We start from the raw sequence: 14053 nt of genomic DNA, 5'->3' as shown, positions 1-14053 counted from the left end.
CTCTCAGGGCACTTTTTGCCGCTCGCGCTAGTCTTAGCGTGGATCGCTGTGACGCAAGTCACCGCACCTGTCTACGCTATCCTTGTGCGAGACTCACGCAGGAATCCAGCGCAATATGAATGTCCTGATCGTTGATGACGAACCCCAAGCCCGCGAGCGACTGAGCCGTCTGCTCAGCGAACTCGAGGGTTATACAGTCCTTGAACCGAGCGCCAGCACGGGTGAGGAGGCGTTGACGTTGATCGACAGCCTCAAGCCGGATGTGGTGCTGCTCGACATCCGCATGCCGGGCCTGGATGGCCTGCAAGTCGCCGCCCGCCTGAGCGAGCGCGAATCGCCGCCGGCCGTGGTGTTGTGTGCCGCCGAGGAAGAATTCCCTGCCGAAACCCTGGAAGCCAGCGGTGTCAGCTTCCTGGCCAAGCCGGTGACTGCCGAGGTGTTGCTCAAGGCGTTGAAAAAAGCCGAGCGCCCCAATCGCGTCCAGCTCGCCGCCCTGACCCAGCCCGCCGCCCAGAGCGGTAACGGGCCGCGCAGCCATATCAGTGCGCGCACCCGCAAGGGTATCGAGCTGATCCCGCTGAGCCAGGTGGTGTACTTCATCGCCGATCACAAGTACGTGACCCTGCGTCACGAGTCTGGCGAAGTGCTGCTCGACGAGCCGCTCAAGGCCCTTGAGGATGAATTCGGCGACCGTTTCGTGCGTATCCACCGCAACGCGCTGGTGGCCCGCGAGCGCATCGAGCGCCTGCAACGCACGCCCCTGGGGCACTTTCAGTTGTTCCTGAAAGGGCTTAACGGCGATGCTTTGATCGTCAGCCGCCGCCATGTCGCTGGCGTGCGCAAGATGATGCAGCAGCTTTAGTCCACGGGCTGCAGCGCGGTCTATAGTCGTGATCCCGGTGCGCTGTGGCCAGGGAGGCCCCGCACTTGCTGATTCAAATCAAAGCGAATTTGCCTGAGCTGTTATTATCTGCCGTATCTATTCAGTACGGATTGATCCATGTCCTCTCGCGAAATCCGCATCGCCACCCGTAAAAGCGCCCTGGCCTTGTGGCAGGCCGAATACGTCAAAGCACGTCTCGAGCAGGCCCACCCTGGGCTCCAGGTATCCCTGGTGCCCATGGTCAGTCGCGGCGACAAGCTGCTCGACTCGCCGCTGTCGAAGATCGGCGGCAAGGGTCTGTTCGTCAAGGAACTGGAAACCGCGCTGCTGGAAAACGAAGCCGACATCGCCGTGCATTCGATGAAAGACGTGCCCATGGACTTCCCCGAAGGCCTGGGCCTGTTTTGCATCTGCGAGCGCGAAGACCCGCGTGATGCCTTTGTGTCCAATACCTACGCGTCCCTGGATGAGCTGCCGTTGGGCAGCATCGTCGGCACTTCCAGCCTGCGTCGTCAGGCCCAGTTGCTGACGCGTCGCCCGGATCTGCAGATCCGCTTCCTGCGCGGCAACGTCAACACGCGTCTGGCCAAGCTCGATGCCGGTGAATATGACGCGATCATCCTCGCGGCGGCCGGTTTGATCCGGCTCGGCTTCGAAGACCGCATCACCTCGGTCATCAGCGTCGAAGACAGTTTGCCCGCCGGCGGGCAGGGCGCAGTGGGCATCGAATGTCGCACCGCCGACAGTGAAATCCACGCCTTGCTCAAACCGCTCGACCACCACGATACCGACGTCCGTGTCACCGCCGAACGCGCCCTGAACAAACACCTCAATGGTGGCTGCCAGGTGCCGATCGCCTGCTACGCCGTGCTCGAAGGCGAAAACCTGTGGTTGCGTGGCCTGGTGGGCGACCCGGAAGGCGGCAACTTGATCACCGCGCAAGTGCGCGGGCCGCAGCGTGATGCGACGGCGCTGGGGATCCAGGTCGCCGAAGAGCTGCTGGACCAGGGTGCCGGTGCCATTCTGCAAAAAGTCTACGGCGAGGCCGGCCCGCAGTGACCGATTGGCGTGTGCTGCTGACGCGGCCTGCCGAGGAGTCTGCGCTGTTGGCGGCGTCGTTGTCGGATGTCGGGATTTTCAGCAGCAGCCTGCCGTTGCTGGAGATCGAAGCCTTGCCGGTCACGCCTGAGCAGCAGGCGGTCTGGGCTGACCTGGGTCGCTATTGCGCGGTAATTGTGGTCAGCAAACCTGCGGCGCGCCTTGGCGTGCAACGCCTGGAGCGACACTGGCCGCAGTTGCCGTGGTTCAGCGTGGGTGCCGCCACCGCCCAGGTACTGGCCGATCAGGGCCTGGACGTTCATTATCCGCCCAGCGGCGACGACAGCGAGGCATTGCTGGCCTTGCCCGCCTTGCGCGAGGCTGTTGCGCGCACCGATGCGCGGGTGTTGATCCTGCGCGGCGAGGGCGGGCGAGAGCTGCTGGCGGAGCGTTTGCGCGAGCAAGGTGCTAGTGTCGACTATCTGGAGTTGTATCGCCGTTTCCTTCCGGCCTACGACCCGGGTGTACTGATGCAGCGCATCCAGTTGGAACGCTTGAACGGCCTGGTGGTCAGCAGTGGGCAGGGTTTTTTGCACCTGCAGGCCCTGGCCGGTTCGGATTGGCCACAGGTGGCCCGGCTGCCGTTGTTCGTGCCCAGCCCGCGCGTCTATGAGATGGCGCGGGCGGCTGGCGCAGAAAAAGTTGTGGATTGTCGCGGCGCGAGTGCCGCGGCTTTGTTAGTGGCGTTACGGAGCCATTCCGTTCCCACTCTCTGATACGCAAAGGATGGATACGTGAGCGAAACAGCCTTGCCTAAAGATGAAGCTCAGCCCGCGCTCGATGCGCCGGGCCAGACACCGGTCACCGCGCCGCGCCGTGGCAATGGCCTGGCAATCGTCGCCTTGCTGCTGGGTGCTGCGGGCGTTGCCGCCGGCGGGTGGGGGATCTGGCAGGTCCGCACCCTGCAAGCCAGCAACCAGCAACAGCTGAGCCAGGTAAAGAGCCTCGACGACCAGTCCCAGACCCTCAAGCAAAGCCAGCAACAGTTGGCTGCACGCCTGGCGCAACTGCCGGGCGCGGACGAGCTGGAGGAGCGCCGCCGCTTGCTGGCCCAGTTGCAGGGCGACCAGCAGCGTTTGGGCCAGCGCCTGGAAACCGTGCTCGGGGCCAGCCGCAAGGACTGGCGCCTGGCGGAAGCCGAACACTTGATTCGTCTGGCGAGCCTGCGCTTGTCTGCCCTGCAGGACATCAACAGCGCGCAGTCGCTGGTCCAGGGCGCCGACGAGATTCTTCGCGAGCAGAGCGATCCGGGTTCCTACGCCGCGCGCGAGCAATTGGCCAAGAGCCTTGCCGCGTTGCGCAGTACCGAACAACCGGACCGTACCGGGCTCTACCTGCAATTGGCGGCCTTGCGCGATCAAGTCGTGCAACTGGCGGCGATTGCGCCGGAGTACCAGCTTCAGGAGCCGACATCCCATGGGCGTCCGACCACCGATACGGAAAACCGCTTGAGCCAATGGTGGGAGCAGCTCTCGCGTTACTTCCGCATCGACTTCAACCCCGATGACAACATTCGCCCACTGCTCGCCGGCCAAGGCCTGAACCAGGTTCGCCTGGCCCTGAGCCTGGCCCTCGAGCAGGCGCAATGGGCTGCGCTCAATGGCGAGGCGGCGGTGTACAGCCGTTCGCTGGGTGAAGCGCGCAGCGTGTTGCAGGACAACTTCAACCAGGACAACCCGCAGAGCAAAGCGATGCTCGCGCGTATCGCCGAGCTTGAGCCCAAGGCCGTCTCGGTCGTGACTCCGGACCTGGCCGCCAGCCTGGCCGCCGTGCAGGCATACCTTGAACGTCGTCACTTGCCTGCCGACGAAGCCAAGGCTTCGGCCGGCACGCCGGCGAGCCAGGAGTAGAGCCGATGAAGCGTTTCTATGTGATCCTGGTGCTGGCGATTGCGGTCGCCCTGGCGCTGGCCGTGGGCATTTCGAAACACACCGGCTACGTGTTGATTACCTATCCCCATCTGCTGCATTACGAGTCGAGCCTGTGGGCTACCCTGGTGGCGGTATTTGTCATCGGCCTGGCGATCTACCTGATTCGTGTGCTGTTGAGCCTGTTGAGCACCTCGGGCGGCGTGGTCAACCCATGGTCGCGGCGTAACCGCAGCCGTCGCGTGCAGATCGCGATCGAGCACGGCCAGATGGACCTCGCCGAAGGCCGCTGGGCCAGTGCCGAACGCCACCTGCATCGTGCCGCCGAAGCCGAACGCCAGCCGCTGCTGTATTACCTTGGCGCGGCCCGGGCGGCAAACGAGCAAGGGCGATATGAAGAGTGCGACGGCCTGCTGGAGCGCGCCCTCGAGCGACAGCCCCAGGCCGAACTGGCGATTGCCTTGAGCCATGCGCAATTGCAGACTGACCGTGGCGACACCGACGGCGCGCTGACCACCTTGCAGGCCATGCACGAGCGTCACCCGCATAACGCCCAGGTGCTGCGCCAGTTGCAACGCTTGCATCAGCAGCGGGGCGATTGGTCGTCGGTGATTCGTCTGTTGCCTGAGCTGCGCAAGGACAAAGTATTGCCGGCCGGCGAATTGGCCGAGCTGGAGCGCCGCGCCTGGGGTGAAAACCTGAGCCTGGCCGCCCAGCGTGAAGAGCAGGGTGAAGCGGGGTTGCAGGCGCTTGAGCGCGCCTGGCAGCAACTGACGTCCGCCCAGCGCCAGGAGCCGCCGTTGGTGCTGGCCTACGCCGAGCAACTGCGCCAGCTGGGCGCCGATGCCAAGGCCGAAGAGGTGCTGCGCGGCGCGCTCAAGCGTGTGTATGACAGCCACCTGATCCGCCTGTATGGCCTGTTGCGCGGCAGTGACCCGGCCCGTCAGTTGAAGTTTGCCGAAGGCTGGCTCAAGGATCATCCCGGTGATGCCAGCTTGCTGTTGACCCTCGGGCGCCTGTGCCTGCAAAACAGTCTGTGGGGCAAGGCGCGGGACTATCTGGAAAGCAGCCTGCAGGTGCAGCGTAACCCCGAGGCGTGTGCCGAACTGGCACGCCTGCTGGCCCAGTTGGGTGACACCGAGCGCAGCAACCAGCTGTTCCAGGAAGGCCTGGGCCTGCTGGACAACCGTTTGCTCGCCTCACCGTTGCCCGCGCCGGTGCGGGGTTGAAGTAGGAACAGGTACGAGGGTTGGCTCGGATGCATCCGACAGCCAACCCTTGGGTTCTGTGTAAAGACTCGGTTTAACTGGGTTCGTAATACATTCCTACGTTGCGTCAGGTTATGTCCTCCAAGCTCTGGCGGGATGTCCCTACGTTTTAACGGAATCGTCTGCTCTAACGCGTATTGAAAGGGGTCAGGCCTTTCCTCTACCGTAACGGCCTATCTCTCGCGGTACGGATAAACAATGTCTTTGGCCCCCTCACGCTCCTTGTTTTTCCTGGCGTTCATGGCCGGTGCGCTGACGTTGGGTGCGTCTTTCTACCTGGAATATGGCGCGCTGCTGCGGCCCTGCTTTCTGTGCCAGGTTCAGCGGCTATTCCTCGCCACCTTTACGTTGATCAACCTGGTCGCGGCTGTTCATAACCCCAAGCGCTACGGCATCTATGGGTACGGGGTGGCGAGCATGGGCTGTGCCGCGCTAGGCGCAATTACCGCGGTGCGCCAGGTGTTGCTGCAGAACACTGCGTCTGATCAGGCCGGCGATTGTTGGCCCAGTTTGCAGTACATGCTCGAAAACCTGTCGTTCTCGCAGGCGCTGCGCTCGATCTTCAACGGTACCGTCGACTGCGTGGAAATCACCTGGACCCTGTTCGATTTGAGCCTCCCGGAGTGGAGTCTGTTGTTTTTCGTGGCGATGTTGATCCTGGGTTTCATGCAGTTTTCACGGCTGATATTCAGCCAACGCTTGCGCCTGTCGACACGCTGAAAAGTGGTCGCAAGTTGTAGGACGGGATTAAACACTTGTATGAACTTTCTCTCCTGCGTACCTTGAAGCCATAGTCATGCGGGCATAATCTGGCCCGCATGCGTTATTGAAACCGTTGTCAGATGCGGCTTTGTCCGGCTGCCGCTTTATCCTTGAAGTACTGCGCGGGCACAGAGTGGCAGCGCCCCCTATAGGGAAGAGAGATCATCATGCTGGAAAGTTGTCAGAATGCTCAGGAACGCTGGGGTGGGGTGCACAAGCTGATCGACAGCTGGTTGAAGGCACGCCACGAACTGGTTCGGGCGTTTGATGCTCTCGGCGAGAAGCCCGAAGCATTAGCGATGAATCGCAAGCCGCTGCAGGCGTTTTGCGGTGTCTTGGTGGACTACGTGTCTGCCGGTCATTTTGGCGTCTACGAACAGTTGACCAAGGAGGCGGAAGCCTTCGACGATCAGCGTGGTCTTGAATTGGCCGAGACCCTCTACCCACGCATCGATGTGATCACCGAGAAGCTGCTGGCGTTCAATGACCTGTGTGATGCCGGCAAGTGTGTTGCCGAGAAATTCAAAGAGCTGGGCGGCCTGCTCCATGAGCGTTTCGAGTTGGAGGATTGCCTGATCGAAGTGCTGCACAATGCTCACCGGGATGTGGCTGTCGCCCAGGCCTGACCGTTGCTGACGAGATAAAAAAACGGTGCGTATGACGCGCCGTTTTTTATTGGATCAATGCCGGGTGCCGAGCAATTCGATCTCGAATACCAGGGGCGTGTAAGGCGGGATCAACGCGCCAGCACCGTCGGCGCCATAGGCCTGCGCCGATGGAATCACCAGGCGCCACTTCGCGCCCACCGGCATCTGTTGCAGCGCACTGCTCCAGCCGCTGATCACACTGTCCAGACGAAACCATTGCGCCTGGGTGCTTTGATCGAACACCGTCCCATCGGGCAATCGCCCCACGTATTTCACCTGAACCTCATCACTGGCCAACGGCTTGTTGCCGCTGCCGGGCGTGAGTTCCGTGAGCAGAACGCCATCGGCCAATTCGCGCACGCCGCTCGCGGCTTTTTCCTGGGTCAAAAACTGCTGTTCGGCCGTCAGTGCTTTTTCGCTTTGCGGTGCCTGAGCATCGGCTTCGTCCTGCGCTTCATGCTGCGCCAGGAGTTGTTCGATGCGCGCGCTATCCAGTGCCAGCGGTTTACCTTGATAGGCTTGCTTGAGACCCTCGATCAAGGCCTGGATCTGCAGGTCGGGGACTTCCTGGCGCAGCCGCTCACCGAGGCTGGCGCCCAGGCTGTACGCGAGGTCGTGCGCGTCCGGGGCAGTGGTTTTGGAGGGCGCCGGCTCGTTTGCATTGGCCACGGAAATCGCCAAGCCAAGCGCAAGAAAAAGGTAACGCGACATGGGTCTTCTCCAGCCGAAAGTGCGACGGATTATGCCAGTGTGAGAGGGTAAAAAGTGGCGTGGTTTTTCGTTATATCGATAAGATTTTTCGCACGGTGCAACGCAAGGCAAACGATACTGTCAACATGCCCTAGCGGCGGTAAGAGCAGAGGGCTAGTATGAGCCGCACCCACGTCAGCCAGGAGGTAAACCATGTCGGCCAAACAAAAGCCTGTAAATACCCCGTTGCACTTACTCCAACAACTCTCGGGCAGTCTGCTCGAGCATTTGGAAAGCGCGTGTTCCCAAGCCTTGGCTGATGCAGAAAAACTGCTCGCCAAGTTGGAAAAACAACGCGGTAAAGCGCAAGAAAAACTGCATAAGTCCCGCACCAAATTGCAAGACGCCGCCACTGCCGGCAAAGCCAAGGCTCAAGCCAAAGCCAAAGACGCAGTCAAAGAACTTGAGGACATGCTGGACGCCCTCAAGGATCGCCAAGCCGAAACCCGCACCTACATTTCCCAACTCAAAAAAGATGCTCAAGAAAGCCTGAAACTGGCCCAGGGCGTTGGTCGTGTGAAGGAAGCTGTATCGAAAGTGCTGGGCGCTCGTACACCGGCAAAAGCCGTTGCCGCCAAAGCGCCGGCTAAGGCCGCCGCCAAGCCAGCTGCCAAAACTGTTGCTGCAAAACCAGCTGCCAAGCCAGTTGCCAAGACCGCTGCTGCCAAACCGGCCGCCAAGCCAGCTGCCAAAACGGCTGCCGCCAAACCAGCCGCCAAGCCAGTGGCTAAAGCGGCTGCTGCAAAACCAGCACCGGCCAAGCCAGCCACCCCGGCAGCATCGGTTGCTACCCCTGCAGCGCCAAGCGCATCGACCAGCACCCCTGCGTCGGTCGCGCCAAGCAACAGCACTCCAACCAGCGCTTCCTAAGTGCCGGTGACTGCGACGCGCAGCTGCTGCAGCGCGTCGTGGTCAAGGTTGGCGGCTCCCTCAGCCGCCAGGCCTTCCAACCATCGTTGACCCATCGCCTCGCCTGTCAGCCATGTCGTTGCCAGCGCTTCCAGGCGCGCCAGCAACTCGCGTTCCGCGTCCAGCTCCAGGGCTTTGACCCGCTCCCGTAACGCCGCCAAGGGCGCATCCTGCTGCGCCACGGCCCGCCATTGCCGGCGTACCTGTCGCAACGGTTCAACCACCTGCGATTGCCAGGGCTCGGCGATTTGCCTCAGCGCCAGCGCGCGTTCACGCGTCAGCGCCACGCCCCGCTGTTCCAGCCACGCCCCGCAGAGCAACAGGCACACATCCGCGCCTTGTTCCTGCACGCGCAGGCACGCAGCCTCGACGCCGGGGCGGGCGTAAGTCGAGAGGGCAAAGCTCCATAGGTCAGCGCACATATTCACACCCAAGCCAGCGGCCAACGAAGCTGGTAGACTCCGCCGCCATTATGATCCGACTTCAAAGCCTAACATTACAGCGTGGCCCGCAACGTCTTCTCGAAGACGCCGAGCTGACCCTGCACGCCGGTCACAAAGCCGGCCTGATCGGTGCCAACGGCGCCGGCAAATCCACGTTGTTCGCCCTGTTGCTGGGTGAGCTGACCCCGGATTCCGGGGACTGCTTGCTGCCGGCCGACTGGCGCATCGCCCATATGCGCCAGGAGATCGACACCCTGGACCGCATCGCGATCGACTACGTGCTCGATGGCGACCTGCGTCTGCGCCAGGTGCAACACGACCTGGCCGCGGCCGAGAAAGCCCAGGACGGCGCCGCTCAAGCCCGCCTGCACGCGGAACTGGACAGCGCCGACGGCTACACCGCCGACGCCCGTGCGCGCAAGATGCTCGCCGGCCTTGGCTTTACCAACGAACAGATGGACCGCCCGGTCGCCGACTTCTCCGGCGGCTGGCGCATGCGCCTGAACCTGGCCCAGGCACTGATGTGCCCCTCGGACCTGTTGCTGCTCGACGAACCGACCAACCACCTGGACCTCGATGCGATCCTGTGGCTGGAGGATTTCCTCAAGAGCTACCAGGGCACCTTGCTGCTGATTTCCCACGACCGGGATTTCCTCGACGCCGTGGTCGACAACATCGCCCACGTCGAACAGAAGAAAATCACCCTCTACCGTGGCGGCTACACCGCGTTCGAACGCGCCCGCGCCGAACGCCTGGCCCAGCAACAGCAGGCGTTCGAGAAGCAGCAGGCGCAGCGCGCGCACATGGAAAGCTACATCGCCCGGTTCAAGGCCCAGGCCACCAAGGCCCGCCAGGCCCAGAGCCGGATCAAGGCGCTGGAGCGCATGGAAGAACTGTCGGCGGCCCACGTCGATTCGCCTTTCGATTTCGTGTTCCGCGAGTCGGTGAAGATCTCCAGCCCGTTGCTCGACCTGTCCGATGCCCGCCTGGGCTATGGCGAGAAAACCATCCTCGAGAAGGTCAAGCTGCAACTCACGCCGGGCGCTCGCATTGGCCTGCTCGGGCCGAACGGTGCGGGCAAGTCGACGCTGATCAAGAACCTGTCGGGCGAGCTGCAACCCCTGGCCGGTCGCCTGACCCGTGGCGAGAACCTGGTGGTCGGCTACTTCGCCCAGCATCAGTTGGACTCCCTGGACGCCAAGGCCAGCCCGTTGCTGCACCTGCAGCGCCTGGCGCCGACCGAACGCGAGCAGCCCCTGCGCGACTTCCTCGGCGGCTTCGACTTCCGTGGCGCGCGCATCGATGAGCCGGTGCTGAATTTCTCCGGCGGCGAAAAAGCCCGCCTGGCCCTGGCGTTGATCGCCTGGGACCGGCCGAACCTGTTGCTGCTCGACGAACCGACCAACCACCTCGACCTGGAAATGCGCCTGGCGCTGACCATGGCCTTGCAGGAGTTCAGCGGTGCGGTACTGGTGGTGTCTCACGATCGCCACTTGCTCAAGAGCACCACCGACAACTTCCTGCTGGTGGCCGACGGCAAAGTCGAAGAGTTCGACGGCGACCTCGACGACTACGCGCGCTGGCTGACGGAATACCGCCTGCGCAACGCGCCGACCAGCAACACCCCGGTCAACCCGGACAAAACCGACAAGAAGGCCCAGCGCCAGGCCGCTGCCGCCCTGCGTCAGCAGTTGGCGCCGCACAAGCGCGAAGCCGACAAGCTGGAAGCCGAGTTGGGCAAGGTCCACGAGCGCCTGGCCAAGATCGAAACCAGCCTGGGCGACAGTGCCGTGTACGAAGCCGCGCGCAAGGATGAACTGCGCGATCTGCTGGCCGAGCAGGCCAAGCTCAAGGTCCGTGAAGGGCAGTTGGAGGAAAGCTGGATGGAAGCCCTCGAACTGCTCGAAAGCCTGCAAGCGGAGCTGGAGGCGCTGTCCTGATGGACGCGCTGCAACTGCCGCTGCCGGCGCAATGGGTCGCGCCCGTGTGGATCGGCGTGCAAATCCTGCTGATCCTGCTGGCCGGCTACCTGACCCAGCGGTTTGTCGCCAAAGGCCTGACCCGCCTCGGCGAGCACTACCCCTTCCCGCCGCAGCTGTTGATGCCGCTGCGCGGCGGCTTGCGCTGGCTGATCATGGGCAGTGCGCTGATCTTCGTGCTGGAGCGCCTGGGCGTGTCCGCCACGGTGTTGTGGACTGCGCTGTCGGGGTTTGTCGCGGTGGCGGCGGTGGCGTTTTTCGCCATGTGGTCGGTGTTGTCCAACCTGTTGTGCGCGATCCTGATCTTCACCGTCGGGCCGTTCCGCCTCGGTGATGTGGTCGAGCTGGTGGACACCGTCGACAAGCCCGGCGTCAAAGGCCGGGTAGTGGCGATCAACCTGCTTTACACCACGCTGATCGAAGTCGAAGAGGCGGGGACCGGCGGCGTGACGGTGCAGGTGCCCAATAGCCTGTTCTTCCAACGCTCGGTGCGCCGCTGGCGCGACAGTGCTGTCCTCCCGGGCGAGCGCTAGCGTTCACATCTTGCAAAAAACTATAGCCAGCCTTCGGTCGGCAGCGTTAGCTTAAGGCACAACCGCAAACTCGCTGCTGAGGTGTGCAATGGCACTCGACACATGGCTGGCTTTTTTCCTCGCTAGTTGGATCATTTCCCTTTCTCCTGGCGCAGGCGCCATCGCCTCGATGTCCAGTGGCCTGCAATACGGTTTCCTGCGCGGCTACTGGAACGCCATCGGCCTGCAAATCGGCCTGGCGATGCAGATCGCCGTGGTCGCGGGCGGCTTGGGAGCCATTCTGGCGGCGTCGTCCACCGCGTTCTATGCGATCAAATGGTTTGGCGTGGCGTACCTGGTGTACCTGGCCGTCAAGCAATGGCGCGCGCTGCCCATGGACATGACCGATGACGCCGCAGTACGGCCGATCGGCAAGCCGATGGCGATGATGTTCCGTGGCTTTCTGGTCAACGCCAGCAACCCCAAGGCGTTGGTGTTCATGCTCGCGGTGCTGCCGCAGTTCGTGAACCCGCAGGCGCCGCTGCTGATCCAATACCTGATCCTCGGCGCGACGATGATCAGCGTCGATATGATCGTGATGGCGGGCTATACCGGCCTGGCGTCGAAAGTCTTGCGCCTGTTGCGCACGCCCAAGCAGCAAAAACGCATGAACCGCACGTTTGCCGGGTTGTTCGTGGGGGCTGCGGGCTTCCTCGCCAGCTTGCATCGCGCGACGGCTTGAACCCGGACCGTGCTGAAGAAACCGGATCGACAATGTGGGAGCGGGCTTGCTCGCGATAGTGGAGTGTCAGTCACCGAGTCAGTCGGCTGACCCACTGCTATCGCGAGCAAGCCCGCTCCCACATTGTTTTTGCGTTGCCTGTGCGCGTTGGGGGCAGCGCAGAATCGTCGGGCGTGGCGTCATTGCTACAGCTGAATCTGCTCTGTTACTCAAAATACAAATCACTTACACCTTGAGTCAAATCTCATAAAGCTCAACAATGTGTTACTTCGTATTTCCCTTTGAGATTCGTTCATGACTGCCCCCTTCCGTTTTCTCGCCTGGCTGCTATTGCCGGCGTTGATGTCGTGCAGCTTCAATCTGTTGGCCGCGCCTGCCGAGGGCGCCACGAAAGCCCTGCATTTGCTGGACTACATCGGCGCGGACTATCCGCCGACGGTAGCGGCGGGCAAGGTCGTCGATGAATCGGAATACCGTGAGCAGGTGGAATTTCTGGGGGTATTGCAGGGCCTGGTGGCTGAGCTGCCGTCCAAGCCCGAGCGCGCGGAATTGGTCAAAGGGGTCGATGAATTGGTCGCGGCCGTGACCGCTCGTCAGGAAGGCGCCAGCGTGGCGCACCAGGCCCGACAGTTGGGCGCCAAGCTGGCGGCGGCGTATGAAGTCAGCCAGGCCCCGGCGATTACGCCCGACCCGACCCGCGGCGCACCACTGTATGCCCAGCACTGCTCGGTTTGCCACGGCACGGCCGGCGCCGGTGATGGCCCGGCGGGTGTCGGCATGACGCCGCCACCGGCGAACCTGCAGAACGCGGAGCGCCTGGACCGCCTGAGCCTCTATGCGATCTACAACACGCTGGGCCTGGGCGTCGAAGGCACGGACATGCCGTCCTTCGCCGACCAACTGGACGAACGTCAGCGCTGGGACCTGGCCACCTACATCGCCGGCTTCACGGCCGACCCGGCTGCCGCGAAAAGCGCGCAACCGTTCAACCTCGCCGACCTGGCCCGCCAGACCCCCAATGAAGTGCTGGCCGCCAACGGCCCGGCCGCTGCTGCGACGTTCCGCGCCCAGCGTGCCCAGCCGCCGCAGGTCAAGCGCGGCCCGGCGCAGTTGCTCGACTACACTGCCGCCACCCTCGACAAGAGCCTTGCGGCGTTCCGCAACGGTGACCATGAGCAAGCCTACGACCTGTCGGTAGCGGCGTATCTGGAAGGGTTCGAGCTGGTGGAAAGCTCCCTGGACAACGTCAACGCCAACGTGCGCAAAGACACCGAGAAGGCCCTGATGGCCTATCGGCAGTCGTTGCAGGACGGCTTGCCGCTCGAACAGGTGCAGCAGCGCCTGGACGCCGCCAAGGGCAAGCTCACCGAATCTGCCGGCTTGTTGGGCGGCGATGGCCTGAGCTGGTCGTTGAGCTTTATCTCAGGCTTGCTGATCCTGCTGCGCGAAGGTCTGGAAGCGATCCTGGTGCTGGCGGCGGTCCTCGCCTTCCTGCGCAACACCGGCCAGGAATCGGCGGTGCGCGGCGTCCACGTCGGCTGGGGCCTGGCCTTGTTGGCCGGCTTGGCCACCTGGGCATTGGCGGCCTATGTGATTGATGTGAGCGGCGCCCAGCGCGAATTGCTCGAAGGTTGCACGGCGTTGTTTGCCAGTGTGATGGTGCTGTGGCTCGGCGTGTGGATGCATGACCGGCGCCACGCAGCGGCCTGGCAGGACTACATCAAGAGCAGCCTGGTGGGCGGCGGTGGCCGTTTCGGCTTCGCGCTGCTGGCGTTCTTCTCGGTGTACCGCGAGCTGTTCGAAGTGATCCTGTTCTACGAAACCCTGTGGTTGCAAGCCGGCCCGGCCGGGCACAACGCCGTGCTGGCGGGCGGCGCCACGGCGCTGGTGCTGTTGATGGGTCTGGCGTGGGTGATCCTGCGCGGTTCGGCGAAGCTGCCATTGGCGCTGTTTTTCGGGATCAACGCGGCGCTGCTGTGTGCGTTGTCGGTGGTATTCGCCGGGCACGGCGTGAAGGCGTTGCAGGAAGCCGGCATCTTCGGCACGCGGCCGGTGGCGTTCTTTGACTTCGACTGGCTGGGTATCCACGCCGATGCCTACTCGCTGAGTGCGCAGGTGGTGGCGATCCTGGCGATTATGGTGATGTATGGCCGCAGTCGGATCGCCGACAAGCGCCGGCTGGCGGCATAAGC

The 14053-nt window shown here is 63.0% G+C and carries 14 protein-coding genes; 12 read left to right on the top strand and 2 right to left on the bottom strand.

Annotated features, from left to right (window positions below; translation table 11 throughout):
- Window positions 1–115: 115 nt before the first annotated feature.
- The 7 genes from INT12_RS11515 (at window position 116) to rsd (ending at window position 6505) form a co-directional block, all read left to right on the top strand.
- The gene (locus INT12_RS11515; RefSeq protein WP_017845161.1) at window positions 116–862 is read left to right on the top strand and encodes a LytR/AlgR family response regulator transcription factor; all 747 of its coding nucleotides are present in this window, start codon (window positions 116–118) and stop codon (window positions 860–862) included.
- Between the two features lie 138 nt (window positions 863–1000).
- Complete coding sequence (gene hemC / locus INT12_RS11510) at window positions 1001–1942, top strand: hydroxymethylbilane synthase (RefSeq protein ID WP_017845160.1); 942 nt, start codon at window positions 1001–1003, stop codon at window positions 1940–1942.
- Entirely contained in the window at window positions 1939–2697 is a 759-nt protein-coding gene (locus INT12_RS31240; RefSeq protein WP_319017433.1) for a uroporphyrinogen-III synthase, read from the top strand. The genes hemC and INT12_RS31240 overlap by 4 nt, the downstream gene beginning before the upstream one ends.
- A gap of 18 nt (window positions 2698–2715) precedes the next feature.
- Complete coding sequence (locus INT12_RS31235; RefSeq protein ID WP_017845158.1) at window positions 2716–3831, top strand: uroporphyrinogen-III C-methyltransferase; 1116 nt, start codon at window positions 2716–2718, stop codon at window positions 3829–3831.
- Window positions 3832–3836: 5 nt separating this feature from the next.
- On the top strand, window positions 3837–5078 hold the full coding sequence (locus INT12_RS11500) for a heme biosynthesis protein HemY (protein WP_193039538.1): 1242 nt from the start codon (window positions 3837–3839) through the stop codon (window positions 5076–5078).
- A gap of 237 nt (window positions 5079–5315) precedes the next feature.
- Window positions 5316–5837 (top strand): disulfide bond formation protein B, encoded by a 522-nt coding sequence (locus tag INT12_RS11495; protein WP_193039537.1) that lies wholly within the window; start codon window positions 5316–5318, stop codon window positions 5835–5837.
- 209 nt (window positions 5838–6046) lie between these two features.
- Window positions 6047–6505: a sigma D regulator gene (gene rsd / locus INT12_RS11490; protein ID WP_102617839.1), complete on the top strand. Its 459-nt coding sequence runs from the start codon at window positions 6047–6049 to the stop codon at window positions 6503–6505.
- Window positions 6506–6559: 54 nt separating this feature from the next.
- Here the strand turns inward: rsd and INT12_RS11485 are convergent, their stop codons facing one another.
- Window positions 6560–7237, bottom strand: coding sequence for an FKBP-type peptidyl-prolyl cis-trans isomerase (locus INT12_RS11485; RefSeq protein ID WP_193039536.1), 678 nt, complete (start codon window positions 7235–7237; stop codon window positions 6560–6562).
- A gap of 192 nt (window positions 7238–7429) precedes the next feature.
- On the opposite strand from INT12_RS11485, the gene INT12_RS11480 reads away from it, so the two are divergent.
- Complete coding sequence (locus INT12_RS11480; protein WP_193058853.1) at window positions 7430–8146, top strand: AlgP family protein; 717 nt, start codon at window positions 7430–7432, stop codon at window positions 8144–8146.
- Here INT12_RS11480 and INT12_RS11475 read toward each other — a convergent pair.
- A complete protein-coding gene (locus INT12_RS11475) occupies window positions 8143–8607 on the bottom strand; it encodes a TIGR02444 family protein (protein WP_079444914.1) in 465 nt (154 codons plus the stop codon). The two genes, INT12_RS11480 and INT12_RS11475, sit on opposite strands and share 4 nt — an antisense overlap.
- 50 nt (window positions 8608–8657) lie before the next feature.
- Between INT12_RS11475 and INT12_RS11470 the strand changes: the two genes are divergently transcribed.
- The 4 genes from INT12_RS11470 to INT12_RS11455 all read left to right on the top strand — a co-directional run bounded on the left by INT12_RS11470 (window position 8658) and on the right by INT12_RS11455 (window position 14051).
- A complete protein-coding gene (locus tag INT12_RS11470) occupies window positions 8658–10568 on the top strand; it encodes an ATP-binding cassette domain-containing protein (protein ID WP_017845151.1) in 1911 nt (636 codons plus the stop codon).
- On the top strand, window positions 10568–11140 hold the full coding sequence (locus INT12_RS11465) for a mechanosensitive ion channel family protein (RefSeq protein ID WP_017845150.1): 573 nt from the start codon (window positions 10568–10570) through the stop codon (window positions 11138–11140). Before INT12_RS11470 ends, INT12_RS11465 begins: the two co-directional genes overlap by 1 nt.
- 88 nt (window positions 11141–11228) lie before the next feature.
- Window positions 11229–11861: a LysE family transporter gene (locus INT12_RS11460; protein WP_026139801.1), complete on the top strand. Its 633-nt coding sequence runs from the start codon at window positions 11229–11231 to the stop codon at window positions 11859–11861.
- Window positions 11862–12155: 294 nt separating this feature from the next.
- Window positions 12156–14051, top strand: a complete 1896-nt coding sequence (locus INT12_RS11455) for an FTR1 family protein (protein WP_126585176.1) — start codon at window positions 12156–12158, stop codon at window positions 14049–14051.
- Window positions 14052–14053: the final 2 nt, after the last annotated feature.

The sequence above is a fragment of the Pseudomonas sp. K8 genome (assembly GCF_014889455.1).
In the GTDB taxonomy this organism is placed as follows: domain Bacteria; phylum Pseudomonadota; class Gammaproteobacteria; order Pseudomonadales; family Pseudomonadaceae; genus Aquipseudomonas; species Aquipseudomonas veronii.
The sequence above is the reverse complement of the archived record's forward strand: the minus strand, read 5'-3'. Positions and strand labels throughout refer to the sequence as shown.